This window comes from Ruegeria sp. P10, assembly GCF_056534925.1.
This window is the reverse complement of sequence record NZ_JBQERJ010000014.1, coordinates 1-23983: the sequence shown is the minus strand read 5'-3', so window position 1 is coordinate 23983 and position 23983 is coordinate 1. Positions and strand designations below refer to the sequence as shown.

Below are 23983 nucleotides of genomic sequence, written 5' to 3'. Positions count from 1 at the left end.
GCCAGTGCAGCATGAGTCAATAAAGCAGTGGCGCAATTCGCGACACACTGCGCCAAAAAACAGTCGCCCTCGGGCAGGTAGGGAAACGTTCCATGGCCCGCAAACACTCTGCCCGGGATATCTGCGCTGCATTTTCACCGGCCAGCCTTGCTCAGGCCACAATGGTGGGCCGATTGTTCACCCGAAACAAAAAAGACACGGGCGCGGGCGCAAACTTGACCCGGTTGTTTCGCACGCTCACCGGGCAGTGTTAGACAAAGGCGACACGGGGGGTTCCCCGGACCAGAGGAAACGGGATGCGACGCGAAACCACCAACCGTATACGCTTTGTACTCGAAGATATCGTGCCGCCTATCCTGCGTGACAGCGCCGCCTTTCATTGGCTGGCATGCAGGGTTTGGGGCGACCATATCACGCGCCTTGCCGAATTCCGTGAACGTGCAACCTATCTGACGGATGACGAATACGAAAGACTCTACCGCGATCATCCGCGCGTACATCAGGGCACCGACAATTCCGAAGCCTGCATCAAGCGGATTGCCAAGGATATCGTCGGGCAAAGCATCTGCGATGTCGGCTGCGGCACCGGAGTTCTTTTGCAACGCATAAAGGCCGCCCGACCCGACATCACGCAACTGACAGGAGTGGATTTCGTCGTCGATGATGCGGCAGCCATCGACAATATCGACTATGTCGCAGCTCGGATCGAAGAACTGCCGTTCGAAGACAACAGCTTTGACACCGTAATCTGCACCCACGTGATCGAGCATCTTCTGGATTACCGGCAAGCAATCGCTGAACTGCGTCGTGTCGCGCGAAAACGCGTCATTATCGTCGTCCCGCGTGAACGCGAAAGCAGGTACACCTTCAATCCGCATTTCAACTTTTTCCCCTACACCCACAGCTTTCTGCGCGCGGTGCATCCCAGCCCGGACATCCATGTCTGCGAAGATCTGGGGCGCGACATCTACTATTGCGAAGACCGCCCCGGGGAAAAACCGGAACCGGAGCATCAAGGATGACTCCGCCCGCCCCAACGACACTGGTCTGGGTTGGTTTGCTGTGCACACCAGTTATGATCTCGGCCGGGCAAATCCTGTTCAAACTGGCAGGAAACCGGATTGACGGGCGCGAAGCCACCGGAATTGCGGGCCTCATCCAGACGCTGTTCGATCCTTTCCTTCTGACAGCCTTTGCCATCTATGGCTCGGCTACGGTGCTGTGGGTGTATGTCCTGCGGTATCTGACCCTGTCCCAGGCCTACCCTTTCATGGCCCTCAGTTTCGTTCTTGTGCCACTGGCCTCGCACGTCTTCTTCGGCGAAACACTTGGGCTGCGCTACTGGCTGGGGGCCGCGCTTTTGATTTCGGGAATGATGGTCATGAACACCTGATCGCGCGGGGGTGGATGAAACAAGGTGTTGAACCTGACCCGCTGCGCTCATATCGTGCGTCCTCGAACGACCCCAATCAGGACCATCCCATGACCGAGCAAGTGCCCCACCCGATGTCCCCGCAGGATTGCCTTGTGGCGATCATGGTTGCAGTCTCGGCGTCTGACGAAAACATCCGAACCGCCGAGCTGGTCAAGATCGAAGTCGCCGTGAACATGCTGCCGGTCTTTGCCGGGTATGACATCGATCGGACCCGTCGTGTATCACAGATTGTTTTTGACCTGTTCGAACAAGAAGACGGTTTGGATGCGCTGTTTGGCCTGATCCGTGAAAACCTGCCCGAGCGTCTGAACGAAACGGCCTATGCGCTGGCTTGCGATGTTGCAGCCGCCGACGGTTCGCTCGCTGAAACGGAACTGCGCCTGCTGGAAGAAATCCGGTACGAACTGAATATCGACCGGCTGCATGCCGCCGCAATCGAACGCGGGGCACGCGCGCGCCACACGGTCTGATCTGGGCAATCTACGGGTTTCAGCTTCCGTAGAGCGAACCCCAACGTTCCAGCAAGGCCCGTTGCAGTTTCCGCGACCTGCGGTTCCAGCTGCGCGCGCCTTCAGGCCGTTCGCGTTGTGCGCGAGGAATCTTGGCGCGGTGGGCCACGTCCGCCGTAAAAATGGCAAAGGCAAGATCGACCCCGTCCGCCGTTGTCAGGAAACCGCCCAACCCGGATACGAAGTTCAATGTGCCTGTCTTGGCATCGACCTTGATCGGGTGGTTCTTGACCGGCCGCCCATTGCGATCCGTCAAGGCAAAAGGCTTCATCAATGGGCGCAATGCGCCCATTTTCCGGGCCGCGACCAGGGCCGCAACCAGATCCGCCGGCACCATACGCGAGGCATCGCCAAGACCGGAATGATCGACCATCGCGATCCCGTTCACGCCAAAGCTCTGAGACGCCCAACGGTTCATCTCGGCCGCCGACTCCGCCAGGTTGCGCGGGTCAACGCCCCGCGCTTTGGTTGCGGCCAGACCAACCATCTCGGCCGTCAGGTTCGTCGAGTATTTCAGCATCCCGCGCAAAATACTGTTCAATGGATCGCTGCGATGCACCACAAGGTCGACGTCTTTTGGCGTCTCTCGTGTCACTTGCACCCGATTCAAAACGATTCCATTGGATCGGGCTAAAGTACGAAACACATCACCCGCGTACAATGCGGGCTTGCGCACAGGCAGCCAGCGCGCCCCGCCATTGCCCAGCGCGCCCTTGGCCACGGTCCAGCGGTCCTGCCGCGCACTTGGCTGATAGGTATAGATAGGCAAGCTGCGGTTCTCGACCCGCATGGCTGCCACATCCACTGCCGGCACATATCGTGCGCTGCGTGCATCCATGGTCACATCGTACCCCTTGCCGGCACGCTTCCACTCGAAATGGACCCGATTGAAATTCAACGATATCCCGCTTACCGCCGGGCTGTACCCCACATGATCCGGCTGTCCGGGATCAATGCTGAACACGAAGGGCAGCGCTCCGTCATAGACCTTGAAAGCTCCTCGAACCTCGGTGATTCCGGCCTCGCGCAGGTTGGCCGCCATCGTGGCCAGCGCATCCGTATCCAACAGCGGGTCACCCCCGCCTGCCAGTATCAGATCGCCATGCAGAATCCCGTTTTCAATTGGCCCATCTGCGATCAAACGGGTTTCGAACCGGTGGTCAGGCCCCAGAACGTCCAGCGCGTAAAGCGCGGTCATCGCCTTGCCGACACTGGCCGGGGGCAAGCCCGCACCTTCACCAAAAACCTCCAGCGGCTTTCCGGTCGCCACATCCGCGACGGCGAAAACAACTTCGCCCGTCAACCCTGCGGCTGCAACCAAACGCTCGGCACCACTCAACAGCGCCGCACGCGCGCGCGGTCTGAGCGAGACCAGCGGCGCCTGCGCCAAACCAGTTGCCGGGATCAGAGACGCCCCCAATCCTCCCAGAAACTCACGACGTGAAAAACGACCAGCCATAGTTGGAATAAAATCCCACAGATCAAATGCGCGCAACCACTCGCTGCGATTATGCGCCGGGCAAGGCTATTCCGGCAACACTTCCGCGCGCCATTCGCCGCGCGTCCGAATCTCAGTGGAACTGACATCAACCATCGGCACATTCACGAAACACCAGGCCGGAGCCTGCGCCCGCCCCAAAAGATGCCGCGCCTGCCCGTCGATCCTGTACTTGGCATAGACCCGTGCCGCCCTGGACATCCGGGCAGATATCCGGTCGCCGGGCCGCGCGACCACACCGACAGGGACACTGTCCATGATCCCTCGCCAGTCTTTCCAGCGGTGAAACTGCGCCAGATTGTCCGCCCCCATCAGCCACACAAATCGGACCTGTGGATACAATCGCTGCAACACTGTCAGAGTATCCGCAGTCGCGCGTGTACCTGTGAGCGCCTCGATGTCCGTCACTTCGACACGCGGATGCTGCATCACATTCCGCGCTGCCGCCATTCGCTTGTCCATGGGCGCGGGCCCGCGTTCCTTCAACGGATTGCCCGGCGATACCAGCCACCAAACCCGATCCAGCCCGAACGCCTTCATCGCTTGAAGCGTGACATGCACATGGCCCTGATGCGGTGGATCAAACGACCCACCGAACAGACCGACGACCTGCCCAGGTCGCGCATAGGGTATGCCGTACCGCTCCATACCCTGCTGATGTTCAGAACTGCGAGGCGTTGTCAATCAACAGGTTGCACCACATCACCCAGCCGAACCCGCCCGGGTCGGACGACTTCGGCGCACCATCCTCCGTGCCCACGCACGGAGGAATAGCCACCTTTGCCCAGCGCTTCTTCCATCCGGCTGCACGGCGCACAAATCACGGTGAGGCGCAAAATTGCCTCGCCCACCTGCACCTCGCGCCCTTTGAGCGCCGTCAGATTGATCCCCGAAACCACCAGGTTGCGCCGCAGGATTTCAGGCGCAACCGGCCCCTGCCCCAGATACGACCCAATCGCCGCCAGATGCTCCTGCTGGATCAAAGTCACTGCTCTCTTGCCAACGCGGGCGCGGTCACTGATCAGACCGGCCTCAGTAATCACGGATTCCTCCAGTGACACCATCTCGGCCCGGCGCTCTGGTCGCGCTCCGATCCAAGTCACGCAACCGGGCTGCGCCCAACCCGCAATCAACTCGGCCAGTTCCGACATAACACCCCCATTTACAACGCACCCACACTATGCCGCCCGACCCAAAGACGAAATTCACAAAACCACCAGCTTGCCCCGCCCGTCCCGCTCGGATATCCAGCGTTTCAACCAAATTCCCCGACCCAGAGGACGCGACATGGCTGCCTATCAATATGTCTACCACATGCAGGGTGTCTCCAAGACCTATCCCGGTGGCAAGAAGTGTTTTGAAAACATCCACCTCAGCTTTCTGCCCGGCGTGAAAATCGGTGTCGTCGGCGTCAACGGCGCCGGTAAATCGACGCTGATGAAGATCATGGCCGGCCTGGACACCGACTTCACCGGCGAGGCATGGGCCGCCGAGGGGGCCAAGGTCGGCTATCTGCCGCAGGAACCGCAACTGGACGAATCCCTGACCGTTCGCGAAAACGTCATGCTGGGCGTGGCCGGGAAAAAGGCCAAGGTCGACCGCTTCAACGAGATCGCGATGGAGATCGCCGAGAACTACTCGGACGAGCTGATGGAGGAAATGACCACCCTGCAGGACGCGATCGACGCGGAAAACCTGTGGGATCTGGACAGCCAGATCGATGTCTCGATGGAGGCGCTGCGCTGCCCGCCGGACGATGCCAACATCGCCAACCTCTCGGGTGGTGAGAAACGCCGCGTGGCGCTGTGCAAGCTGCTGCTGGAAGCGCCCGACATGCTGCTTCTGGACGAACCGACCAACCACCTGGACGCGGAAACCATCGCCTGGCTGCAACAGCACCTGATCGACTACAAAGGCACCATCCTGATCGTCACCCACGACCGTTATTTCCTGGATGACATCACCGGCTGGATTCTCGAATTGGACCGCGGCCGTGGCATTCCGTACGAAGGCAACTATTCCTCGTGGCTGGAGCAGAAAGCAAAACGGCTTGAGCAGGAAGCACGCGAGGACAAATCCAAGCAGAAGACGCTACAGCGCGAACTGGAATGGATGCGTCAGGGTCAAAAGGCGCGTCAGGCCAAATCCAAAGCCCGGATCAACGCCTATAACGAGCTGGCGGAACAGTCCGAGCGCGAAAAGCTGACCCGCGCTCAGATCGTCATCCCCAACGGCCCGCGCCTAGGCAGCAAGGTGATCGAGGTCAACGGGCTGGCCAAGCACATGGGCGACAAGCAACTGATCGAAAATCTCTCGTTCAGCCTGCCGCCCGGTGGCATCGTCGGCGTGATCGGCCCCAACGGCGCCGGTAAATCGACCCTGTTCAAAATGCTCACCGGCCATGAAAAGCCCGATGCCGGCACCATCGAATACGGCGACACGGTCGAGCTGTCCTATGTCGACCAGTCCCGCGACGACCTGAAAGACAACGACACAGTGTGGGAGGCGATCACCGGCGGCGCCGAGATCATCCAGCTGGGCGACGCGCAGGTCAATTCCCGCGCCTATTGCTCGTCCTTCAACTTCAAGGGCGGCGACCAGCAGAAGAAAGTCTCGCTGCTGTCAGGCGGTGAGCGCAACCGCGTCCACATGGCCCGCCTGCTGAAAGAGGGCGGCAATGTCCTGCTGCTCGACGAACCGACGAATGACCTCGACGTCGAAACCCTGCGCGCGCTGGAAGACGCCCTGGTCGACTTCGCCGGCTGCGCCGTGGTCATCAGCCACGACCGTTTCTTCCTCGACCGGATTTGCACGCATATTCTGGCCTTCGAGGGTGACGCCCATGTTGAATGGTTCGAGGGCAACTTCGAGGATTACGAAGAAGACAAAAAGCGCCGCCTGGGACCGGATGCGCTGGAGCCCAAGCGGTTGAAACATAAGAAGTTTGCGCGGTGAAGAGTTCTTGACGCACAACCGAGGGGCGATTAGGCATTGAGATAATAATTGAGTGAGTTCAATGCCTGATCTACAGAGAATTGATTTTGAAACGCCGCAGCACAACTATTTTCAACTAGCATTTTTTGGTGGTGACGCTGACAAAAACCGCGTCGATATGTATGATGCCAGCGCCTCGTTTTATGGCTTCTCACGGACCATAGCGATCCTAGGTCACTACTACTCGACCGGTAAAGTAAACGCTCATGCACCAAAAAGTGAAGTTAGCGTATTTCTAGAAACATCAGAAGACGGATCATTCAAACAAACTGTTATGGCTGCTGCGGTCGGTGCCGTTGTTTCCACACCATTGGCGGTCTTCATAACCAGAGCAATGGATACTTGGATCCCGTCGCCTGACACCGAAACTCAACAAATAATAGACCTCCTGAAAGAACAAAATGAACTGCTAAAGAAGCAAAGCTCATCAGGTACTACGCCAGCGCAAAGCGATGAAAAAATGAAGCAGGAAATCAAAAAAGCTGACGAGTTCATTGAGTCTAATAGAGATCAATTGGACGTGCTAAGAAGCGTAACTGCAAATTCATTTAAGGACATATTTCGACCTGTGGGAAAGAGCGTCGGGGTCGTTGGCATTACATCCGGGGACCTGAAATTTCCCATCGGCGCCGTCAATCCGAGGGCACTCTCTTTGATCGAAGCAGACCGTCCAGATGAGGAATATATCTTCATAGTAGGAGTCGTGAACTCTTTCAGTCGGAGTTCAAAATCCGGTGTCATGTTTGCACCCGACTTAGGTCGTGGTTTCCGCTTCGAATTTCGGACCAGCAAAACGCTTCCACCTGAAGACGATTTCTCTTGGAGCCAATACTACCAAAGGCCAATTCGCGTTTCTGGCAGATTTGTTCGCTTCTTTGATGGTAAAATTAAGAAATTTCTCGCCGATCACGTTGAACGCGTGGACAATCTAGTCAACTGAGCAAGCGTAGGATGGGGTTCCACCCCATCACTCACTCAACGATCATACCCGAAAACCCGCACGATCTGTTCCCGCGCACCAAACCACTCCCGAACTCCAACCTTCCAAATGATGGGGTGAAACCCCATCCTACGGCTCACCGAACGCGCCATCGGTGACCACACCACTCCATTCCGGATCAACCCGGCTTGCGCGAATATCACGATGGATCGACGCATACGGCCACTCGGTAGAGTGTTTCCCCGGCCGGCTCATGAATGCGACCGCCAAGAAGCAGCGGCTCAACATAAAACACATCGGACTGATTGCAGGGGCAGCACTTTGCCAGATCGGTTTCCGCGAAACCTTCTGGCCCGGCACCAACAAACCCGGCCTCCGAACCTTCCCATGAGGGCTCACTGCACCAAAGTTCACAGGAAACGATTTCAACCTTTTCTGTCAGGTCCTGTTCCCGCTCTGTGAGTTCCAGCAACAGTTCGAACAATTCTGGGTTTAGCATCCAGGCCGTAAACCACAACGCGTTCGGCCAGGGCGTGGTATTCACGGCCGCAGAATTAGTTTGATACTCTCTCTTGTCACCCGGTCCCAACACTGCTAAACGCACCCAATCTTGCGGCCTCGGATTCGTTCCGGGGCCTTAGATATTTTGAACCGGGGACCTTCGGGGCCCTATACCCTTGGCACCTACGGGGGCCTCTCACATAGCGGGGAACCCCCTCGCACTTGCTAAACGGAAGACAGAAAGCATGGCACTCAAGTCGTACAAGCCGACGACGCCGGGCCAGCGCGGGCTGGTGCTGATCGACCGTTCGGAGCTTTGGAAAGGACGTCCGGTCAAGTCTCTCACTGAGGGTTTGACCAAATCGGGCGGCCGGAACAACACCGGACGGATCACTTCACGCCGCCGCGGCGGTGGCGCAAAGCGTCTCTACCGGATCGTTGACTTCAAACGGAATAAATTTGATGTCGCGGCAACCGTCGAGCGGATCGAATACGACCCGAACCGGACCGCATTCATCGCACTGGTAAAATACGAAGACGGCGAGCAGGCATATATCCTGGCTCCGCAGCGTCTGGCTGTTGGTGACAAGGTCATCGCGTCGGCAAAAGCTGACATCAAGCCGGGCAACGCAATGCCTTTCTCGGGCATGCCGATCGGTACCATTGTCCACAACATCGAGATGAAGCCTGGCAAAGGCGGTCAGATCGCACGTGCGGCCGGTACATACGCTCAGTTCGTTGGTCGCGATGGCGGCTACGCTCAGATCCGTCTGAGCTCGGGCGAGCTGCGCATGGTCCGTCAGGAATGCATGGCCACCGTTGGTGCCGTGTCCAACCCCGACAACTCGAACCAGAACCTCGGTAAAGCCGGTCGTATGCGCCACAAAGGCGTACGTCCGTCGGTTCGTGGTGTTGCAATGAACCCGATCGATCACCCGCACGGTGGTGGTGAAGGTCGTACCTCGGGTGGCCGTACACCGGTTACACCGTGGGGTAAGGACACCAAGGGTAAGCGTACCCGCAACAAGAACAAAGCGTCCCAGAAGCTGATCATCCGCTCGCGGCACGCCAAGAAGAAGGGACGTTAATCTATGTCTCGCTCTGTTTGGAAGGGTCCTTTCGTCGATGCTTATGTGCTTAAAAAAGCCGAAGCAGCGCGCGAGTCGGGCCGCAACGAAGTCATCAAGATCTGGTCACGTCGTTCCACCATTCTGCCCCAGTTCGTGGGTCTGACCTTTGGTGTGTACAATGGCCAGAAGCATATCCCGGTAAACGTCACGGAAGACATGATTGGTCAGAAGTTCGGTGAGTACTCGCCGACCCGGACCTATTATGGTCACGCCGCAGACAAAAAAGCGAAGCGGAAGTAAGTCATGGGCAAGGAAAAGAACCCCCGCCGCGTGGCTGAAAACGAAGCAATGGCGAAAACCCGCATGCTTCGCACCAGCCCGCAGAAACTGAACCTGGTTGCGCAAATGATCCGCGGCAAGAAAGTCGAGAAGGCTCTGACCGACCTGACTTTCTCGAACAAGCGTGTCGCGCAGGACGTCAAAAAGTGCCTGCAGTCCGCAATCGCGAATGCCGAAAACAACCACAACCTGGACGTTGACGAGCTGATCGTCGCCGAAGCATGGGTTGGCAAGAACCTGGTCATGAAGCGCGGTCGCCCGCGTGCCCGTGGCCGTTTCGGCAAGATCATGAAGCCGTTCTCGGAGATCACCATCAAGGTGCGTCAAGTTGAGGAGCAAGCCTAATGGGACATAAAGTCAATCCGATCGGCATGCGCCTGCAGGTCAACCGCACCTGGGACAGCCGCTGGTACGCTGACACCAAGGATTACGGTGATCTTCTGCTGGAAGACATCAAGATCCGTGAGTTCATCCAGAAAGAGTGCAAGCAGGCCGGTGTTGCACGTGTGATCATCGAACGTCCGCACAAGAAGTGCCGCGTCACGATCCACACCGCACGTCCGGGTGTCATCATCGGCAAGAAAGGTGCAGACATCGAAGTTCTGCGCAAGAAGCTGGCCCAGATGACCGACAGCGAACTGCACCTGAACATCGTCGAAGTGCGCAAGCCCGAGCTTGACGCGCAGCTGGTTGCCGAGTCGATCGCTCAGCAGCTGGAACGTCGTGTTTCGTTCCGTCGCGCAATGAAGCGCTCGGTTCAGAACGCCATGCGCATGGGTGCCCTGGGTATCCGGGTGAACGTCGCTGGCCGTCTGGGCGGCGCCGAAATCGCACGGACCGAATGGTACCGCGAAGGCCGCGTGCCTCTGCACACCCTGCGTGCCGACATCGATTACGCACATGCCGAAGCGATGACCCCCTACGGGATCATCGGGATCAAGGTCTGGATCTTCAAAGGTGAGATCATGGAGCACGATCCGCAGGCACGTGACCGTAAAGCACAGGAACTCCAGGACGGCCCTGCACCTCGTGGTGCTGGTGGCGGTCGTCGCTAAGGAGGGAAAGATATGCTTCAACCAAAGCGTACTAAATTCCGCAAGATGCACAAAGGCCGGATCAAGGGCGAAGCCAAGGGCGGCTCTGATCTGAACTTTGGCACCTACGGTCTGAAAGCCCTGCAGCCCGAGCGCGTCACCGCACGCCAGATCGAAGCTGCACGTCGTGCCATGACCCGTCACATGAAACGTCAGGGTCGTGTCTGGATTCGTATCTTCCCCGACACTCCGGTCACTGCAAAGCCGATCGAAGTTCGTATGGGTAAAGGTAAGGGTTCGGTGGACCGCTGGGTTTGCAAGGTCAAGCCCGGTCGCGTGATGTTCGAAATCGACGGCGTCAATGACGACATCGCCCGCGAGGCCCTGCGCCTGGCCGCGATGAAGCTGCCGATCAAGACCCGCGTCGTGGTTCGCGAAGACTGGTAAGCGATCCGGGGGTTTCCCCGTTCGTGATATATTTGACCCCCGTCGGGAAACCGGCGGGGGTTATCATTTGGGGGCTCTGCCCCCGCCGCGGCAAGCCGCGACTCCCCCGGGATATTTATGGCCAGATGAAGCAGGGGATCCGGATTTCATCTGGCAAAAAATATCCCGGAGCGCGAGGCAGAGCCTCGCAAAAGAGCCATCGCAATCGCGGTGAAGCTGGGTTAAGAGGGCGCTATGGCACAGATTGAATCACTCTTCGTAACCCGTCTCTACCGCGCTGCATTGTCTGAGTTTGATCCCAGGATCGACCCGGAAGAACTGGAAAACTCGTGCCTTGTCATTGCCGCGGACGATGAGGCCGGGCAGGATTGGTGTGAGGAAAACGGCTATCCCGGTTATACCAGTTATGCCTCGCTGACTGATCTGCCATGGCGGTTCCCGATCTTTGCCGATTTGGTCAAAGTGCTGGATCAGCATGTGGCGGCCTTCGCCAAGGATCTGGAATTCGATCTGGGCGAGGGAGAGTTGAAGCTCGAGGACCTCTGGATCAATATCCTGCCCGAGGGCGGCATGCACTCCAGCCACCTGCACCCGCACAGCGTGATCTCGGGCACGACGTACGTGTCGATGCCCGAGGGGGCAAGTGCGCTGAAGCTGGAAGACCCCCGCTCGGGCCGTATGATGGCGGCCCCAACGCGGATCAAAGGTGGGCGGCGCGATTTGCAGCCCTTTATCTATATGAAGCCTCAGGTCGGCGACGTGCTGCTGTGGGAAAGCTGGCTACGCCACGAGGTGCCGATGAACATGGCCGAGGAAGAGCGGATATCGGTCAGTTTCAACTATCGGTGGGACTGAACGCTCCCACCGAATACCGGCATCTTGAATGTCAGCGAACACCGTTGGTACTTCGCTCAGAATGAGCTTACGCCTTGTCAGCTGGCAGGTGAAGGCCAAGCAAATTCTGGACGAAGCGCTTCATATACCGGTCGTCCGTCATCAGGCTTGGGGTACCCTTTGCTGTCATCATAAAACGCGTGGTAAGTCGCTGCCGGAAACTGGCTGTCATCATACCCCATCACGTTGGGTACAGCCACGCGTATGCGCTTTTGCTTATCATCAAGCATCAGCGCGGCCCCGCACTCTGAACATGTGCAAAGCTCTAAAGGGCCATCGGGATTGTTGGCGTTGAATGGTTGACGGTTCATCTTATCTTCGGGGTCTGCTGACAGGTCTGAGTAGTTAAAAAACGCAACATGGGTTGTGTGCTGTCCGGTCACGGACTTACAGACATCACAATGGCATTCATGGTTGTCTATCGGTTCTGCCGCTGCGACTATCTTGACGTGTTCACATCCTCCTGAATAAGGACTGGTCATTTTCTTACCTCCTCTGTGAACTTCAGGCTTTTGGGCCTTCTCTATTGGGCGCCGAACGCGGCCTGTTGGCAATACAGACCTTGGCCTGAGTTTGGAGGAGGAATACTTCGCGGAACCTTTGTGGTTGGCCACCTGCTCAGCGACCGGGAGCAACTTATTCCCTTGGCGTAAAGAAGACGTCAAACTTACCCTTGCCACCCACCCCCTAAACCCTTATACGACGGCATCCTGCAAGTCCCCCGGCCGAGTCGGGGGGTTCGTATGTCTATCATTCATCCACCAGGTCCAAGGTGACCCTGCAAGGGGGCCTTCTGGTGTTTTGAGCAAAGGAAAAAGGCGATGAACGCCCAAGAACTGCGTGACAAGACCCCGGACCAGCTCCGCGAGGAACTGGCCAACCTGAAGAAAGAAAGCTTTAACCTGCGCTTTCAACAGGCAACCGGTCAGCTGGAAAATACAGCTGGTATCAAAGCGGCCCGCCGCAATGCTGCCCGCGTCAAAACCATTCTGAACGAAAAGGCCGCTGCCGCGGCATCGGAGGAGTAATCCTATGCCCAAGCGTATCCTGTCCGGAGTAGTAACCAGCGACGCCAACGAGCAGACCGTGACTGTTTCGGTTGAACGCCGTTTCAAGCACCCGCTGCTGCAAAAAACCGTTCGTAAGTCCAAGAAATACCGGGCTCATGACGAAAAGAACGCCTTCAAGGTCGGCGACACTGTACGCATCATCGAATGCGCGCCGAAATCGAAGACGAAACGTTGGGAAGTTCTGGAGGCGTAAGCCCCCAGACCTTTCCATTTGTCGAAACCCTGGGGGAATTAACAAGACCAGCCCCCACAGGTCGGGAGAAACCACATGATCCAGATGCAGACCAATCTGGATGTCGCTGACAACTCCGGCGCACGCCGAGTTCAGTGCATCAAGGTCCTGGGTGGTTCCAAGCGTAAATACGCCTCCGTCGGCGACATCATTGTCGTCTCGGTGAAGGAAGCCATCCCACGCGGCCGCGTAAAGAAAGGTGACGTCCGCAAGGCCGTCGTCGTGCGCACCGCCAAAGAAGTCCGTCGCGAAGACGGCACCGCGATCCGTTTTGATCGCAACGCCGCCGTCATCCTGAACAACAACAACGAGCCAGTCGGTACCCGTATCTTTGGCCCCGTTGTTCGCGAACTGCGCGGCAAGAACTTCATGAAAATCATCTCGCTGGCTCCGGAGGTGCTGTAATCATGGCTGCTAAACTCCGCAAAGGCGACAAGGTCGTCGTGCTGGCCGGCAAGGACAAGGGCAAAGAGGGAACCATTTCCTCGGTTGACCCCAAGGCCGGTAAAGCTGTTGTCGATGGCATCAACATCGCCATCCGCCACACCCGTCAGTCGCAGAACTCGCAAGGTGGTCGCCTGCCTCAGGCAAACCCGATCGACCTGTCGAACCTGGCACTGCTGGACAAGAACGGCAAAGCAACCCGCGTTGGCTTCCGCATGGAAGGTGACAAGAAGGTGCGCTTCGCCAAGACCACAGGGGACGTGATCGATGCTTGATTCCGCAACCTACACCCCGCGTCTGAAAGCTCAGTACGTCGAAACCATCCGTGCCGCTCTGAAAGAAGAGTTCGGTTACAAGAACGACATGCAGCTGCCCAAGCTGGATAAGATCGTTCTGAACATCGGTTGTGGCGCCGAGGCCGTCAAAGACTCGAAGAAAGCAAAAGCTGCGGTCGAGGATCTGACTGCGATTGCCGGTCAAAAGGCCGTTGCAACCAAGGCGAAGAAGTCGATCGCGGGTTTCCGCGTCCGTGAAGACATGCCGCTGGGTGCGAAAGTGACCCTGCGCGGTGACCGGATGTACGAATTCCTGGATCGTCTGATCACCATCGCGCTGCCGCGCGTTCGTGACTTCCGCGGTGTAAAGCCTTCTTTCGATGGTCAGGGCAACTTTGCCATGGGCATGAAAGAGCACATCGTGTTCCCGGAAATCGATTTCGACAAGGTCGACGAGGTCTGGGGCTTGGATATCGTAATTGCCACCACAGCGAAAACCGACGCTGAAGCAAAGGCACTGTTGAAAGCGTTCAACATGCCGTTCAACGCATAAGCGCCGGGAGGATTGAGACATGGCTAAAAAAGCAATGATCGAACGCGAAAAGAAGCGCGAACGCCTGGTGGCCAAATATGCCGCAAAGCGTGCCGAGCTGAAAGAAATCGCGAATGACGAGAGCAAGCCGATGGAAGAGCGCTTCAAGGCGCGTCTGAAACTGGCGAAACTGCCGCGCAACAGCTCGGCCACTCGTCTGCACAACCGCTGTCAGCTGACAGGTCGTCCCCACGCTTACTACCGTAAGCTGAAGGTCAGCCGTATCGCGCTGCGCGAGCTGGGTTCTGCTGGTCAGATCCCCGGCATGGTGAAATCGAGCTGGTAAGGGAGACATAGATATGAATGATCCTATCGGCGATATGCTCACCCGTATCCGCAACGCGCAAATGCGCGGCAAGTCCACCGTTTACACCCCGGCTTCCAAGCTGCGCGGTTGGGTTCTGGACGTGCTGGCGGACGAAGGCTACATCCGTGGCTATGAAAAGACGACCGGTGAAAACGGTCATCCGGCCATCGAAATCAGCCTGAAGTACTACGAAGGCACCCCTGTTATTCGCGAACTGAAGCGGGTCTCGAAGCCCGGCCGTCGCGTATACATGGGCGTCAATGACATCCCGCAGGTCCGTCAGGGACTGGGTGTGTCGATTGTCAGCACTCCGAAAGGTGTGATGTCGGACGCAAACGCTCGCTCCAACAATGTTGGCGGCGAAGTGCTCTGCACCGTCTTCTAAGGAGGTCTGCAATGTCTCGTATTGGTAAAAAGCCGGTCGAGCTGCCCAGCGGCGTTACTGCCACTGTGTCGGGTCAGACCATCGAAGTGAAAGGTCCGAAAGGCACCCGCAGCTTTACCGCCACCGACGACGTAACGTTGTCGGTTGAAGACAACGTGGTCAAGATCGACCCCCGCGGCATGTCCAAACGTGCCCGCCAGCAGTGGGGCATGAGCCGCACCATGGTTGCCAACCTGGTAACCGGTGTGACGACCGGCTTCAAAAAAGAGCTGGAGATCCAGGGTGTTGGTTACCGGGCTCAGATGCAGGGCAACACCCTGAAGCTGAACCTGGGCTACAGCCATGATGTTGATTTCACTGCTCCGGAAGGTGTCACCATCACCGCCCCGAAGCAGACCGAGATCGTTGTGGAAGGTATCGACCAGCAGTTGGTGGGCGAAACCGCGGCGAAAATCCGCGAGTGGCGCCGCCCCGAGCCCTACAAAGGCAAAGGCATCCGCTACAAGGGCGAGTTCATCTTCCGCAAGGAAGGCAAGAAGAAGTAAGGACGAACACAATGGCAAACAGCAAAAGAACCCTGTTTCTGAAGCGCCGCCTGCGCGTTCGGAACAAACTTCGCAAGGTCAACGCGGGTCGTCCGCGTTTGTCCGTACACCGTTCGAACAAGAACATCTCTGTTCAGCTGATCGACGACGTGCGTGGCGTGACCCTGGCCTCGGCATCGACCCTGGAAAAAGATCTGGGTGTAGTTGGCAAGAACAACGTCGAAGCGGCCACCAAAGTGGGCGCGGCCATCGCCGAGCGTGCCAAGAAGGCAGGCGTCGAAGAGGCCTATTTCGATCGTGGCGGCTTCCTGTTCCACGGCAAAGTGAAGGCTCTGGCCGACGCTGCGCGTGAAGGCGGCCTGAAGATCTAAGACTTGCGGGCAGCTTTGCGGCTGCCCCGATGATCCGGGGGCCTCGGCAACAGTCGGGGCTCACTTGGATTGAAGAAACGGCGCCGTATGCGCCAGTTGAGAAAAGGGATGCCAAATGGCAGAACGTGAAAACCGTCGGGGCCGTGGCCGCGACCGTGAAGAAGCACCGGAATTTGCAGATCGTCTGGTTGCGATCAACCGCGTGTCGAAAACCGTAAAAGGTGGTAAGCGCTTTGGCTTCGCCGCTCTGGTGGTTGTCGGCGATCAGAAAGGCCGCGTCGGCTTTGGCAAAGGTAAAGCGAAAGAAGTACCTGAAGCCATCCGTAAGGCGACCGAGCAAGCCAAGCGTCAGATGATCCGCGTGCAACTGCGCGAAGGTCGGACCCTGCACCACGACATCGAGGGCCGTCACGGCGCTGGTAAAGTGGTAATGCGCACCGCGCCTGAAGGTACTGGTATCATCGCCGGTGGTCCGATGCGTGCTGTGTTCGAAATGCTGGGCGTCAAGGACGTTGTGTCCAAATCGCTGGGCTCGCAGAACCCGTACAACATGATCCGCGCCACCATCAACGGCCTGCAGAAAGAGCAGAGCCCGCGTTCGGTTGCCGCACGTCGTGGTAAAAAAGTTGCCGACATCCTGCCCAAGCGGGACGAAGCACCGGCTGCTGAAGCCGAAGCGTAAGGAGAGCGACCCATGGCAAAAACCATCGTCGTCAAGCAGATCGGTTCTCCGATCCGCCGCCCCGCCGAACAGCGCGCAACCCTGATCGGCCTGGGCCTGAACAAGATGCACAAAACCCGTGAGCTGGAAGATACCCCTTCGGTCCGCGGCATGATCCGCAAGATCCCGCATCTGGTAGAGATCGTCGAAGAGCGCGGCTAATCCCGCAGCTTCGAAGACTTAGAAACGCCTCCGACCTCGGTCGGGGGTGTTTTTGTTTAATGGCTTGCTTTCCGGTGCCGTAAACTGATCCTCCTTCAATTCACCTTGAGCGCATGCCGCCTATGACTCGACGCATATAGTTCATGAATTGTGTGCGCTCAGGGTCATTCAAGACCTGTAATGCATCGGCATTCACGTTCTGAGCTGCCTCGTAGGCGCTGTTGCGAAGTGCTGCGGCCTTCTCGGTCAACCAAATCAATTGAGCCCTAGCGTCAGCAGGGTTCTTCGTTCTTTTGATCAAGCCATCACGTTCCATACGGTTGAGCGTGTTGGCCAATGTCGCCTGTTCGACGTCAATTTTGGTCAGCAGATCCTTTTGCGTCACACCGTCTTTGAGCCAGAGTTCCAGCAAGATTGGGAATTGTCCGACGACGATGCCAAAGGGCGCAATGCGTTGCTGCAACTCCTTTGCGAACAATCGTGCCATGTGATTAACCAGATACCCGGCCGAGTTTTCTTTTTCGAAGTCCATGTCCTAGATTTACACTTGAATAGCATGCTATGCAATTTTATATAGCTTGCTATATTTCAGGATCGAAGGGAATCGAAATGGCTCGTATCAAAGAGTTGGACACGATCGTCACGCTGGCAGATCAGATGCAGACCGAGGAAGGACCGGTGGTGCTGATCAACCTGTTTACGGTGGACGCCGAAGACGAAAAGGCGCTGCTTCGGGCATGGGCGCATGATGTGGATTTCATGAAATCGCAACCGGGATATATCTCGACCCAGCTCCATCAGGGTATCGCGGGCAGTTCGACCTTTGTGAACTACGCGATCTGGCAGAACGTGCAAAGCTTTCGCGACGCATTCACTCATCCCGAGTTCCAGCGTCGGATCGCGGACTATCCAGCAAACGCAGTGGCCAGGCCACATCTTCTTCGCAAGCTCGCAGTCGAAAACCACTGCGTCGCCTGACCCTCATTTGGGAGTAGCAACATGTTAAGAACCATCCACCCCATCGCCGGAGTAGTAGGCTTTCTTACGATCCTCGTATTCTGGACATCCACTTTGTACAGTGAGTTATTTGCAAACCATGCGACCATCGCGGCAGTAAAGTCCATGATCGTCAGCGGGCTCTTTGTTTTGGTGCCTGCAATGATGATTGTCGGTGCATCCGGGGCGACACTTGGGCGTCGTCGAAAAGATGCCCCTACGCTCACCAAAAAGAAACGGATGCCGATCATTGCTATGAACGGTCTCATCGTCCTTGTTCCAGCCGCCGTCTACCTGAGCGCAAAGGCAAACGCGGGCTCGTTTGATACCAGCTTCTATATTGTACAGATCATCGAACTGATTGCCGGGGCGACCAATCTGACACTGATGGGGCTGAGCATACGTGATGGTCGGGCGATGGCCGCCCGCAATAAAACGCGCGAAAGAAATGAAAGCGGCGTGTGATTGACGTGGCCCACGACATGTATAGCCATTCAACAGATGCATATCGGCTAGACCAATATCTGCGTTGTTAGCGATAGCAAACGCTCCTATCTCTGCCTTGTCCAATGAAGGAACTCAAAAGGAAACGTCAGGGAATACGCCCTGATACGAGAAAGGAATACAGAGATGACAACTGCAACACTGACCCATACCGGCTTCAACTTCGGCACCCGGATCGCTGACATGGTCACACGGATCAAAACAGCCCGTGCACGTGCTGCTGAGTATCAGCGCACCTATACCGAGTTGCAGCGCCTGACCAACCGCGAACTGGATGACATCGGCATCCGCCGCTGCGACATTGCAGATATTGCGCACAAGCATGTTTACTGCTCGTGATCGCGGATATCCCAGTGCAAGACACAAAGGCGCCGCACGGCGCCTTTTCTGTTTCCGGGAGAAGCCCGCAGAACGGCCACAGAGCACCTGAGCGCCCCCTCATTCTGCCGAAGTACGCTGCCCCTACTGTGTGACGCTAATATCGGGTCCATGCCCCCTGCTGGATGTCGGGGGCTATGGCACCATCTCAAAGCTCGTGGCTCGACCGAACATGGCAAGGCCGCAATATGCGTGTGCGCTCTGCTGACGCGCCGGAGGCCACCAGACCCTATGGTCGCCTGCGGCAGCTGCTGGCGCATGACGCGGGCCGAAACGTCTTGAAACACACGGTGTCCGGATTGGCATTCCACACTTGAACAGGTTGATCGGGTGGTTTGTCATCTGCACCTTTATCTTCTGCAACGCGCAGTCCTGGTCGCAGTGATCCAGAACCGACGGACCACGTGCTTTGAGCTGAGCAGGCAATGCCCTTGCGGACGATTCTCGATGTAACGGGCAGCTCAAAAGGGGACGTGGCCGGTGCATGAAACCTGGAGATACGCAGGCGCAGATCTGCCGTTGCGTGTTCCAACAACGTGCCAGACGTCTGGGCGACCCGGACGAATCGGTCTTTCAGACCGCATGGCGACCCATCGTCAAAGAAACCGTATCCACATCGGCACGGTCCTATTTAAGGCCATCGGAAACGGACAACGGCCCCATCTTTTTATCGGCAACCTGAAAACGGGCTCGGCGCTGACACCGCGCATTTGTTTCCAACGCCAGACGGCGCAGAATTTCGGGGCTGAAATGAAATCGGCGCCGACGGGTGAAGCCGCCGGGGCCGTGATCAGCCGCTCATGTTGGGTCAAAAACCGGTGCTCAGAACGATTTCATTGCTCTTTTTCAGCACTGCATCTGACGTCCAGCCGTCTTTGCGGCGATCAAAAATATCGCGCTTATTCGACTTGAGTGCCATGCTTTCTGTCTTCCGTTTAGCAAGTGCAGGGAATTTCCCCGCTATGTGAGAAGCCCCCGAAGGTGCTAAGGGCATAGGGCCCCAAAGGTCCCCGGTTCAAAATACCTATGGCCCCGGAACGAATCCGAGGCCGCAAGATTGGGTGCGTGAAACTGGGTTGGGGGTGGGTGTCTATAGGGGAAGAACTACTTTCCTTGCTCGAGAGCGAAAGCTCACTCCCTGCATATCTCAAAGCTATCCACCTATCCGCCACGCATGAAACTAGCCGCCCCAACTATACCGCTTCCGGCAGTTTCGAGGTCCTTGTCATCAAATCTCCGAAACGCACCGACAAACAGGACTACTGTGATTGTTGTTATCGAGATAATAGGAGCTGTTATCATCGCCACCGATAGAGCCGGCCCTACGAAAACGAATGGCCCCCAAAAAACGTTGTGGACGAGGTGCCAGAGAATCCCAGCCTACCCAATATCACTACCACACCGGTCGCCACTGCGACCCACTTGATGACACGCCGCTGGCCAATCTCTCGCCGCGTCAACCTACTAAGCGCAGCCTCCGCTTCTAAAAGCTCAAACTCTAACTCTTCGCGCCGCGTGTCACGCGACGCGCCTTCAGGAGGCAGGTCGGGATCAATCGGTGGAATTGTGTCAGGCATTCGCGGCTTGTTTCTGAGCCTCAATACGTTTCATCACATAATGCTGCTTGATAAAGTCATCAGGGATTCGCGCGTAATTTCCTCCCATTTTTGTAGCCACATCCCAGGGCCCACCAGGAACATGTGTCAACTCTGAAAGCTGAAAGGCCGTAAGGCTTCCGTATATGTTGTACACTTGATCAAGCAGATTCTCGTCCTCAGGAGACATCTGAACATCCGCAGCTGGCACAACGTTAGAGACATTAATGCCTTGCTGCCTGAATGCGTTATACACTTCGGGAATAACAGGACCATATTGCCAAGCCTCAATCCGGTTAGCAATTAAAGGCGCGTCCTTTGTTTCCAGAGTCCACCCATGCGCTATGTAAACAAGCTTTAGGAGCGACATAATAGACAAAGTTCTATTGTCCCGCTTGGCGCGAGTTACAAACCAATTTGCAACTTGACGGGCGTCATAAATCAAACTTCGGACCTCCTAGTCCATATTATATAAGCACTAGTTCACAAAATGTGAATCTAAGAACGTTCCACGGCCACTAAATGTCACAACTATTAACCGAACAAAAAAACCCCCGCTTTCGCGGGGGCCTTTATCTCTCTCCAAAGACGGGTCCGATCAGAGACCGGTGGACACGTCGATGGTGTTACCCTCTTCCAGGGTCACATATGCTTTTTTGACGTCTTTCCGACGGCCCAGCTGGCCGCGGAACCGCTTGACCTTGCCTTTGGTCACGGTGGTGTTCACCGCCTTGACCTTCACACCAAACAGCGCCTCGACGGCCTCTTTGATCTGCGGCTTGTTGCTGTCGATCGCCACTTCAAAGACAACCGCGCCGTTTTCGGACGCCATGGTCGACTTTTCGGTGATGATCGGCTTGCGGATCACGTCGTAGTGTTCTGCCTTCGCGCTCATTTCAGACGAGCCTCCAGTGCTTCGACAGCCGCTTTGGTGAGCACCAGGGTGTCACGCTTGAGGATGTCATAAACGTTTGCACCCATCGACGGCAGGATATCCAGACCTTCGATGTTGCGCGACGCCTTCAGGAAACCTTCGTTCACGGTCGCGCCGTCGATGACCAGAGCGCGTTTCCAGCCCAGGTTTGCAACCTGTTTGGCCAGTGCGGCGGTCTTGCCTTCGGCTTCGGCGTTCTCGATCACAACCAGTTCACCTGCCTTGGCTTTGGCCGACAGAGCGTGGCGCAGGCCAAGCTTGCGGAACTTCTTCGGCAGGTCGTGGCCGTGCGAACGCGGGGTCGGGCCCTTGTAGATACCACCCTTGCGGAAGATCGGCGCGTTACGGTCACCATGGCGTGCGCCACCGGTGCCCTTCTGGCGATAGATCTTCTTGGTCGAGTAGCTGGTTTCCGAGCGGGTCTTGACCTTGTGGGTGCCGGCTTGCGCGTTGTTGCGCTGCCAACGGACCACACGGTGCAGGATGTCCGCGCGCGGCTCGAGGCCGAACAGGTCTGCATCCAGCTCGATGTCGCCGGCCTTGCCGCCGTCCAGTTTGATTACATCAAGTTTCATGCTTCACCACCTTCCGCGGATACTTCTTCCGCAGGTGCTTCGGTTGCAGCCGATTTCACAGCAGCCGGGAAAGGCAGGCCTTCCGGTGCTTTCTTCTTCACGGCGTCCTTGACGGTGACCCAGCCCGATTTCGGTCCGGGAACGGCGCCTTTGATGAAGACCAGACCACGGTCGGCGTCGGTTTTGACAACCTCGAGGTTCTGGGTGGTAACACGGGCAGCACCCATGTGACCGGCCATCTTCTTGCCTTTGAACACCTTGCCCGGGTCCTGACACTGACCGGTCGAACCGTGCGAACGGTGGCTGATCGAAACACCGTGCGAGGCGCGCAGACCACCGAAGTTGTGGCGCTTCATTGCACCGGCAAAGCCTTTACCGATCGAGGTACCCGAAACGTCAACCTTCTGACCAGCCAGGAAGTGTTCTGCCGAGATTTCGGCGCCCACTTCGATCAGGCCATCTTCGGAGACGCGGAACTCAGCCAGCTTACGCTTGGGCTCGACCTTGGCAGCGGCATAGTGACCGCGCATGGCTTTCGAGGTGCGTTTTGCCTTGGCAGCACCGGCGCCCAGCTGAACGGCGGTGTAGCCGTCTTTGTCAGCGGTCCGCTGTGCAACGACCTGCAGGTTGTCCAGGTGAAGAACGGTCACAGGGATCTGCTTGCCGTCTTCCATGAACAGGCGGGTCATGCCAACTTTTTTTGCGATAATACCAGAGCGCATTCTCATACCCTCCGATTACGACTGCAACTTGATCTCGACGTCCACACCAGCAGCGAGGTCGAGCTTCATCAGCGCGTCAACGGTCTGGGGGGTCGGATCAACGATGTCGAGAAGACGCTTGTGCGTGCGGATCTCGAACTGGTCGCGGGATTTCTTGTCAACGTGAGGGCCACGGAGAACCGTGAACTTCTCAATCTTGTTCGGCAGCGGGATCGGGCCGCGCACGTTCGCGCCGGTCCGTTTGGCAGTGTTGACGATCTCTTGCGTGCTGGCATCCAGAACGCGATAGTCAAATGCCTTCAGCCGAATACGGATGTTTTGGCTTTGCATATTAACAGCCTTTTATCAGGCGTTGAGGTTGAGAGGAGGACAGACGCGCATCGCCAACCCTCATCGAACCCAAAAGGCGGGAATCACCCCGCCTTGACGTTCTTGTTGAGAACTCGCGCGTAATAGTGGGGTTGGTGGGGTTTGGCAAGGGGGAAATGGAACGCTCACCTGCTTATCAGAGCATAGCAGCGGCCTCATCTGGTGAGCATATCTTCAAGTGCTCAAATCCGAGCTTTCCTGAGAGCTTTTTGTCGAAGTTCTTGTCACTTGTAACGAATACATCTCGCTTGTGGTGTTCATGCGCCCAGATCATTTGTCTATCACACCAAGCATTGCGCCATTTCTTACGATACTTGTTCAACATATCATCAGAACATGGAGACACCCTTTCAATGTACTCCGACGACTTGAAATCGATATTTGCGAACAGTGCATTGTGAAACTGTCGCTCCCTTTCAAGCATATCTGCACCAACAATTAGCGCGTGGTCAAAATAGCTTATGTCAAAGTACGCCATGCCCAAAATGTGCGGTATATCGTTGAAGCCTAACCTACCCAACCTCTCCTCAAACTCTCTATATGAATTCAAGTAGGAGCCGCCCTCTTGTTTTTCCGAGGCACTAACGGCGACAAAAGCTGCTTCACAACGCCGTATTCTATGGGCTGTAACTATTGCCAATACCGAAAGACTACCGGCTCGGCACAAATCCAAAATCGATCCACGAGTGGTGTCACGGCATACCTAAGGATTCTCTCGGACAGAAACAAAAAAGCCAAAGTAATATAATTGCTCCAAACGGGTTGATAAAAAGAGCTGCCACTTGCCAAAGCAGTCGATCTTGCCCCCGCCTCTCTGCCATATCACCAACCAACGCAAACAATTGCCAGATTAGCCAGAGAATGAGAGCAAGGAATAGGAGAGCGAATATTGCTTCCATCGTGTAACTTTTGTCTGCTCATTCGTACCAATGTTTTTGACATTTGAATTTTCATCATGCAACTCATCCGATACTTATATCTAACTACAATTTAGTTGACGCGTGCACGAGTTCGTTCAGATTTGTGGATCTAAAGTAACCTCATCTCAGACCGGAAAACAAAAAAAGGCCGCCCCGGTGTGGAGCGGCCTTCTTTAGTTCGACGGTGTGGGCTCTCATTGCTCTTTCAGAGCAACTGCCGCCCAC

37 protein-coding genes are annotated in these 23983 nt (G+C 56.6%); 25 read left to right on the top strand and 12 right to left on the bottom strand.

Annotated elements, in window-relative coordinates; genetic code table 11:
* The first annotated feature begins 296 nt into the window (after positions 1–296).
* The 3 genes from ACR0FB_RS19120 (at position 297) to ACR0FB_RS19110 (ending at position 1905) form a co-directional block, all read left to right on the top strand.
* A complete protein-coding gene (locus tag ACR0FB_RS19120) occupies positions 297–1022 on the top strand; it encodes a class I SAM-dependent methyltransferase (protein WP_171725084.1) in 726 nt (241 codons plus the stop codon).
* Entirely contained in the window at positions 1019–1393 is a 375-nt protein-coding gene (locus ACR0FB_RS19115; protein ID WP_216600271.1) for an EamA family transporter, read from the top strand. The genes ACR0FB_RS19120 and ACR0FB_RS19115 overlap by 4 nt, the downstream gene beginning before the upstream one ends.
* A gap of 89 nt (positions 1394–1482) precedes the next feature.
* Positions 1483–1905 carry a tellurite resistance TerB family protein gene (locus tag ACR0FB_RS19110; protein WP_152459150.1) on the top strand — a complete coding sequence of 141 codons (423 nt, stop codon included), beginning with the start codon at positions 1483–1485 and terminating at the stop codon, positions 1903–1905.
* Positions 1906–1924: 19 nt separating this feature from the next.
* Here ACR0FB_RS19110 and dacB read toward each other — a convergent pair whose 3' ends face one another.
* The 3 genes from dacB to ACR0FB_RS19095 form a co-directional block, all read right to left on the bottom strand.
* Complete coding sequence (gene dacB, locus ACR0FB_RS19105; protein ID WP_480621634.1) at positions 1925–3403, bottom strand: D-alanyl-D-alanine carboxypeptidase/D-alanyl-D-alanine endopeptidase; 1479 nt, start codon at positions 3401–3403, stop codon at positions 1925–1927.
* 66 nt (positions 3404–3469) lie between these two features.
* On the bottom strand, positions 3470–4090 hold the full coding sequence (locus ACR0FB_RS19100) for a nicotinate-nucleotide adenylyltransferase (RefSeq protein ID WP_171638069.1): 621 nt from the start codon (positions 4088–4090) through the stop codon (positions 3470–3472).
* A gap of 32 nt (positions 4091–4122) precedes the next feature.
* Complete coding sequence (locus ACR0FB_RS19095) at positions 4123–4593, bottom strand: MOSC domain-containing protein (RefSeq protein WP_171638071.1); 471 nt, start codon at positions 4591–4593, stop codon at positions 4123–4125.
* Positions 4594–4729: 136 nt separating this feature from the next.
* On the opposite strand from ACR0FB_RS19095, the gene ettA reads away from it, so the two are divergent.
* A complete protein-coding gene (gene ettA / locus ACR0FB_RS19090; protein ID WP_171638073.1) occupies positions 4730–6397 on the top strand; it encodes an energy-dependent translational throttle protein EttA in 1668 nt (555 codons plus the stop codon).
* A 61-nt stretch (positions 6398–6458) separates the two neighbouring features.
* Positions 6459–7376: a DUF7946 domain-containing protein gene (locus ACR0FB_RS19085; protein WP_480621635.1), complete on the top strand. Its 918-nt coding sequence runs from the start codon at positions 6459–6461 to the stop codon at positions 7374–7376.
* A gap of 199 nt (positions 7377–7575) precedes the next feature.
* Here the strand turns inward: ACR0FB_RS19085 and ACR0FB_RS19080 are convergent, their stop codons facing one another.
* Positions 7576–7920: a hypothetical protein gene (locus ACR0FB_RS19080; RefSeq protein ID WP_480621636.1), complete on the bottom strand. Its 345-nt coding sequence runs from the start codon at positions 7918–7920 to the stop codon at positions 7576–7578.
* A 202-nt stretch (positions 7921–8122) separates the two neighbouring features.
* On the opposite strand from ACR0FB_RS19080, the gene rplB reads away from it, so the two are divergent.
* The 6 genes from rplB (at position 8123) to ACR0FB_RS19050 (ending at position 11622) form a co-directional block, all read left to right on the top strand.
* Positions 8123–8965 carry a 50S ribosomal protein L2 gene (rplB, locus tag ACR0FB_RS19075; protein WP_170356688.1) on the top strand — a complete coding sequence of 281 codons (843 nt, stop codon included), beginning with the start codon at positions 8123–8125 and terminating at the stop codon, positions 8963–8965.
* 3 nt (positions 8966–8968) lie between these two features.
* Positions 8969–9247, top strand: a complete 279-nt coding sequence (gene rpsS, locus ACR0FB_RS19070; RefSeq protein WP_068348022.1) for a 30S ribosomal protein S19 — start codon at positions 8969–8971, stop codon at positions 9245–9247.
* Positions 9248–9250: 3 nt separating this feature from the next.
* On the top strand, positions 9251–9631 hold the full coding sequence (rplV, locus tag ACR0FB_RS19065) for a 50S ribosomal protein L22 (RefSeq protein WP_039538267.1): 381 nt from the start codon (positions 9251–9253) through the stop codon (positions 9629–9631).
* Positions 9631–10341, top strand: a complete 711-nt coding sequence (gene rpsC, locus ACR0FB_RS19060) for a 30S ribosomal protein S3 (RefSeq protein ID WP_171638079.1) — start codon at positions 9631–9633, stop codon at positions 10339–10341. Before rplV ends, rpsC begins: the two co-directional genes overlap by 1 nt.
* Before the next feature lie 12 nt (positions 10342–10353).
* Positions 10354–10767 carry a 50S ribosomal protein L16 gene (gene rplP / locus ACR0FB_RS19055; RefSeq protein WP_117872242.1) on the top strand — a complete coding sequence of 138 codons (414 nt, stop codon included), beginning with the start codon at positions 10354–10356 and terminating at the stop codon, positions 10765–10767.
* A gap of 234 nt (positions 10768–11001) precedes the next feature.
* Positions 11002–11622 carry a 2OG-Fe(II) oxygenase family protein gene (locus ACR0FB_RS19050; RefSeq protein ID WP_171725088.1) on the top strand — a complete coding sequence of 207 codons (621 nt, stop codon included), beginning with the start codon at positions 11002–11004 and terminating at the stop codon, positions 11620–11622.
* Between the two features lie 77 nt (positions 11623–11699).
* On the opposite strand, the gene ACR0FB_RS19045 is transcribed toward ACR0FB_RS19050, so the two are convergent.
* Positions 11700–12143, bottom strand: coding sequence for a GFA family protein (locus ACR0FB_RS19045; protein ID WP_209835310.1), 444 nt, complete (start codon positions 12141–12143; stop codon positions 11700–11702).
* Between the two features lie 339 nt (positions 12144–12482).
* On the opposite strand from ACR0FB_RS19045, the gene rpmC reads away from it, so the two are divergent.
* From rpmC to rpmD, 11 genes are all read left to right on the top strand, one after another.
* A complete protein-coding gene (rpmC, locus tag ACR0FB_RS19040; protein WP_010437082.1) occupies positions 12483–12689 on the top strand; it encodes a 50S ribosomal protein L29 in 207 nt (68 codons plus the stop codon).
* A gap of 4 nt (positions 12690–12693) precedes the next feature.
* On the top strand, positions 12694–12924 hold the full coding sequence (gene rpsQ, locus ACR0FB_RS19035) for a 30S ribosomal protein S17 (RefSeq protein ID WP_171638085.1): 231 nt from the start codon (positions 12694–12696) through the stop codon (positions 12922–12924).
* Between the two features lie 75 nt (positions 12925–12999).
* Positions 13000–13368: a 50S ribosomal protein L14 gene (gene rplN / locus ACR0FB_RS19030; RefSeq protein WP_008757934.1), complete on the top strand. Its 369-nt coding sequence runs from the start codon at positions 13000–13002 to the stop codon at positions 13366–13368.
* A 2-nt stretch (positions 13369–13370) separates the two neighbouring features.
* Complete coding sequence (gene rplX, locus ACR0FB_RS19025; protein WP_152459159.1) at positions 13371–13682, top strand: 50S ribosomal protein L24; 312 nt, start codon at positions 13371–13373, stop codon at positions 13680–13682.
* Positions 13675–14235 (top strand): 50S ribosomal protein L5, encoded by a 561-nt coding sequence (gene rplE, locus ACR0FB_RS19020; RefSeq protein WP_171638087.1) that lies wholly within the window; start codon positions 13675–13677, stop codon positions 14233–14235. The genes rplX and rplE overlap by 8 nt, the downstream gene beginning before the upstream one ends.
* 19 nt (positions 14236–14254) lie before the next feature.
* Positions 14255–14560 carry a 30S ribosomal protein S14 gene (gene rpsN, locus ACR0FB_RS19015; RefSeq protein ID WP_010437098.1) on the top strand — a complete coding sequence of 102 codons (306 nt, stop codon included), beginning with the start codon at positions 14255–14257 and terminating at the stop codon, positions 14558–14560.
* Between the two features lie 13 nt (positions 14561–14573).
* Positions 14574–14966 carry a 30S ribosomal protein S8 gene (gene rpsH, locus ACR0FB_RS19010; protein WP_480621637.1) on the top strand — a complete coding sequence of 131 codons (393 nt, stop codon included), beginning with the start codon at positions 14574–14576 and terminating at the stop codon, positions 14964–14966.
* An 11-nt stretch (positions 14967–14977) separates the two neighbouring features.
* Complete coding sequence (gene rplF / locus ACR0FB_RS19005; RefSeq protein ID WP_152459161.1) at positions 14978–15511, top strand: 50S ribosomal protein L6; 534 nt, start codon at positions 14978–14980, stop codon at positions 15509–15511.
* An 11-nt stretch (positions 15512–15522) separates the two neighbouring features.
* Positions 15523–15882 carry a 50S ribosomal protein L18 gene (gene rplR / locus ACR0FB_RS19000; RefSeq protein WP_058283506.1) on the top strand — a complete coding sequence of 120 codons (360 nt, stop codon included), beginning with the start codon at positions 15523–15525 and terminating at the stop codon, positions 15880–15882.
* 115 nt (positions 15883–15997) lie between these two features.
* The gene (gene rpsE / locus ACR0FB_RS18995) at positions 15998–16564 is read left to right on the top strand and encodes a 30S ribosomal protein S5 (protein WP_170328768.1); all 567 of its coding nucleotides are present in this window, start codon (positions 15998–16000) and stop codon (positions 16562–16564) included.
* A 12-nt stretch (positions 16565–16576) separates the two neighbouring features.
* Positions 16577–16765 carry a 50S ribosomal protein L30 gene (gene rpmD, locus ACR0FB_RS18990; RefSeq protein ID WP_050605831.1) on the top strand — a complete coding sequence of 63 codons (189 nt, stop codon included), beginning with the start codon at positions 16577–16579 and terminating at the stop codon, positions 16763–16765.
* 100 nt (positions 16766–16865) lie between these two features.
* On the opposite strand, the gene ACR0FB_RS18985 is transcribed toward rpmD, so the two are convergent.
* On the bottom strand, positions 16866–17297 hold the full coding sequence (locus ACR0FB_RS18985; RefSeq protein WP_171725090.1) for a MarR family winged helix-turn-helix transcriptional regulator: 432 nt from the start codon (positions 17295–17297) through the stop codon (positions 16866–16868).
* Between the two features lie 77 nt (positions 17298–17374).
* Here ACR0FB_RS18985 and ACR0FB_RS18980 point away from each other — a divergent pair, with 77 nt between their 5' ends.
* From ACR0FB_RS18980 to ACR0FB_RS18970, 3 genes are all read left to right on the top strand, one after another.
* Positions 17375–17743, top strand: coding sequence for an antibiotic biosynthesis monooxygenase family protein (locus ACR0FB_RS18980; RefSeq protein WP_480621638.1), 369 nt, complete (start codon positions 17375–17377; stop codon positions 17741–17743).
* A gap of 21 nt (positions 17744–17764) precedes the next feature.
* Complete coding sequence (locus ACR0FB_RS18975; RefSeq protein ID WP_480621639.1) at positions 17765–18226, top strand: hypothetical protein; 462 nt, start codon at positions 17765–17767, stop codon at positions 18224–18226.
* A 165-nt stretch (positions 18227–18391) separates the two neighbouring features.
* Entirely contained in the window at positions 18392–18604 is a 213-nt protein-coding gene (locus ACR0FB_RS18970; RefSeq protein WP_171638095.1) for a DUF1127 domain-containing protein, read from the top strand.
* A gap of 1608 nt (positions 18605–20212) precedes the next feature.
* On the opposite strand, the gene ACR0FB_RS18965 is transcribed toward ACR0FB_RS18970, so the two are convergent.
* From ACR0FB_RS18965 to ACR0FB_RS18940, 6 genes are all read right to left on the bottom strand, one after another.
* Positions 20213–20683 (bottom strand): Panacea domain-containing protein, encoded by a 471-nt coding sequence (locus tag ACR0FB_RS18965; RefSeq protein WP_480621640.1) that lies wholly within the window; start codon positions 20681–20683, stop codon positions 20213–20215.
* Between the two features lie 153 nt (positions 20684–20836).
* Positions 20837–21133 carry a 50S ribosomal protein L23 gene (locus ACR0FB_RS18960; RefSeq protein WP_008757532.1) on the bottom strand — a complete coding sequence of 99 codons (297 nt, stop codon included), beginning with the start codon at positions 21131–21133 and terminating at the stop codon, positions 20837–20839.
* Positions 21130–21747, bottom strand: a complete 618-nt coding sequence (gene rplD, locus ACR0FB_RS18955) for a 50S ribosomal protein L4 (RefSeq protein ID WP_171638100.1) — start codon at positions 21745–21747, stop codon at positions 21130–21132. The genes ACR0FB_RS18960 and rplD overlap by 4 nt, the downstream gene beginning before the upstream one ends.
* Positions 21744–22469, bottom strand: coding sequence for a 50S ribosomal protein L3 (gene rplC / locus ACR0FB_RS18950; RefSeq protein ID WP_480492524.1), 726 nt, complete (start codon positions 22467–22469; stop codon positions 21744–21746). The genes rplD and rplC overlap by 4 nt, the downstream gene beginning before the upstream one ends.
* Positions 22470–22484: 15 nt before the next feature.
* Positions 22485–22799 (bottom strand): 30S ribosomal protein S10, encoded by a 315-nt coding sequence (gene rpsJ, locus ACR0FB_RS18945; protein ID WP_008756422.1) that lies wholly within the window; start codon positions 22797–22799, stop codon positions 22485–22487.
* Between the two features lie 175 nt (positions 22800–22974).
* Positions 22975–23478 carry a hypothetical protein gene (locus ACR0FB_RS18940; protein ID WP_480686181.1) on the bottom strand — a complete coding sequence of 168 codons (504 nt, stop codon included), beginning with the start codon at positions 23476–23478 and terminating at the stop codon, positions 22975–22977.
* Between the last annotated feature and the right edge of the window lie 505 nt (positions 23479–23983).

Coding starts and splice junctions, on each gene's coding strand:
- ACR0FB_RS19050 (WP_171725088.1), top strand. CDS start 11,002: ATGGCACAGATTGAATCACTCTTCGTAACCCGTCTCTACCGCGCTGCA.
- rplV (WP_039538267.1), top strand. CDS start 9,251: ATGGGCAAGGAAAAGAACCCCCGCCGCGTGGCTGAAAACGAAGCAATG.
- ACR0FB_RS19120 (WP_171725084.1), top strand. CDS start 297: ATGCGACGCGAAACCACCAACCGTATACGCTTTGTACTCGAAGATATC.
- ACR0FB_RS18980 (WP_480621638.1), top strand. CDS start 17,375: ATGGCTCGTATCAAAGAGTTGGACACGATCGTCACGCTGGCAGATCAG.
- rplD (WP_171638100.1), bottom strand. CDS start 21,747: ATGAAACTTGATGTAATCAAACTGGACGGCGGCAAGGCCGGCGACATC.
- ACR0FB_RS18975 (WP_480621639.1), top strand. CDS start 17,765: ATGTTAAGAACCATCCACCCCATCGCCGGAGTAGTAGGCTTTCTTACG.
- rpsN (WP_010437098.1), top strand. CDS start 14,255: ATGGCTAAAAAAGCAATGATCGAACGCGAAAAGAAGCGCGAACGCCTG.
- rplX (WP_152459159.1), top strand. CDS start 13,371: ATGGCTGCTAAACTCCGCAAAGGCGACAAGGTCGTCGTGCTGGCCGGC.
- rpsS (WP_068348022.1), top strand. CDS start 8,969: ATGTCTCGCTCTGTTTGGAAGGGTCCTTTCGTCGATGCTTATGTGCTT.
- rpmC (WP_010437082.1), top strand. CDS start 12,483: ATGAACGCCCAAGAACTGCGTGACAAGACCCCGGACCAGCTCCGCGAG.
- rpsJ (WP_008756422.1), bottom strand. CDS start 22,799: ATGCAAAGCCAAAACATCCGTATTCGGCTGAAGGCATTTGACTATCGC.
- rpsE (WP_170328768.1), top strand. CDS start 15,998: ATGGCAGAACGTGAAAACCGTCGGGGCCGTGGCCGCGACCGTGAAGAA.
- rplF (WP_152459161.1), top strand. CDS start 14,978: ATGTCTCGTATTGGTAAAAAGCCGGTCGAGCTGCCCAGCGGCGTTACT.
- ACR0FB_RS19085 (WP_480621635.1), top strand. CDS start 6,459: ATGCCTGATCTACAGAGAATTGATTTTGAAACGCCGCAGCACAACTAT.
- dacB (WP_480621634.1), bottom strand. CDS start 3,403: ATGGCTGGTCGTTTTTCACGTCGTGAGTTTCTGGGAGGATTGGGGGCG.
- ACR0FB_RS19045 (WP_209835310.1), bottom strand. CDS start 12,143: ATGACCAGTCCTTATTCAGGAGGATGTGAACACGTCAAGATAGTCGCA.
- rpmD (WP_050605831.1), top strand. CDS start 16,577: ATGGCAAAAACCATCGTCGTCAAGCAGATCGGTTCTCCGATCCGCCGC.
- ACR0FB_RS18970 (WP_171638095.1), top strand. CDS start 18,392: ATGACAACTGCAACACTGACCCATACCGGCTTCAACTTCGGCACCCGG.
- ACR0FB_RS18960 (WP_008757532.1), bottom strand. CDS start 21,133: ATGAGCGCGAAGGCAGAACACTACGACGTGATCCGCAAGCCGATCATC.
- rpsQ (WP_171638085.1), top strand. CDS start 12,694: ATGCCCAAGCGTATCCTGTCCGGAGTAGTAACCAGCGACGCCAACGAG.
- rplR (WP_058283506.1), top strand. CDS start 15,523: ATGGCAAACAGCAAAAGAACCCTGTTTCTGAAGCGCCGCCTGCGCGTT.
- ACR0FB_RS18985 (WP_171725090.1), bottom strand. CDS start 17,297: ATGGACTTCGAAAAAGAAAACTCGGCCGGGTATCTGGTTAATCACATG.
- rplP (WP_117872242.1), top strand. CDS start 10,354: ATGCTTCAACCAAAGCGTACTAAATTCCGCAAGATGCACAAAGGCCGG.
- ACR0FB_RS19100 (WP_171638069.1), bottom strand. CDS start 4,090: ATGGAGCGGTACGGCATACCCTATGCGCGACCTGGGCAGGTCGTCGGT.
- rpsH (WP_480621637.1), top strand. CDS start 14,574: ATGAATGATCCTATCGGCGATATGCTCACCCGTATCCGCAACGCGCAA.
- rpsC (WP_171638079.1), top strand. CDS start 9,631: ATGGGACATAAAGTCAATCCGATCGGCATGCGCCTGCAGGTCAACCGC.
- rplN (WP_008757934.1), top strand. CDS start 13,000: ATGATCCAGATGCAGACCAATCTGGATGTCGCTGACAACTCCGGCGCA.
- rplC (WP_480492524.1), bottom strand. CDS start 22,469: ATGCGCTCTGGTATTATCGCAAAAAAAGTTGGCATGACCCGCCTGTTC.
- rplB (WP_170356688.1), top strand. CDS start 8,123: ATGGCACTCAAGTCGTACAAGCCGACGACGCCGGGCCAGCGCGGGCTG.
- ACR0FB_RS19095 (WP_171638071.1), bottom strand. CDS start 4,593: ATGTCGGAACTGGCCGAGTTGATTGCGGGTTGGGCGCAGCCCGGTTGC.
- ettA (WP_171638073.1), top strand. CDS start 4,730: ATGGCTGCCTATCAATATGTCTACCACATGCAGGGTGTCTCCAAGACC.
- ACR0FB_RS19110 (WP_152459150.1), top strand. CDS start 1,483: ATGACCGAGCAAGTGCCCCACCCGATGTCCCCGCAGGATTGCCTTGTG.
- rplE (WP_171638087.1), top strand. CDS start 13,675: ATGCTTGATTCCGCAACCTACACCCCGCGTCTGAAAGCTCAGTACGTC.
- ACR0FB_RS19115 (WP_216600271.1), top strand. CDS start 1,019: ATGACTCCGCCCGCCCCAACGACACTGGTCTGGGTTGGTTTGCTGTGC.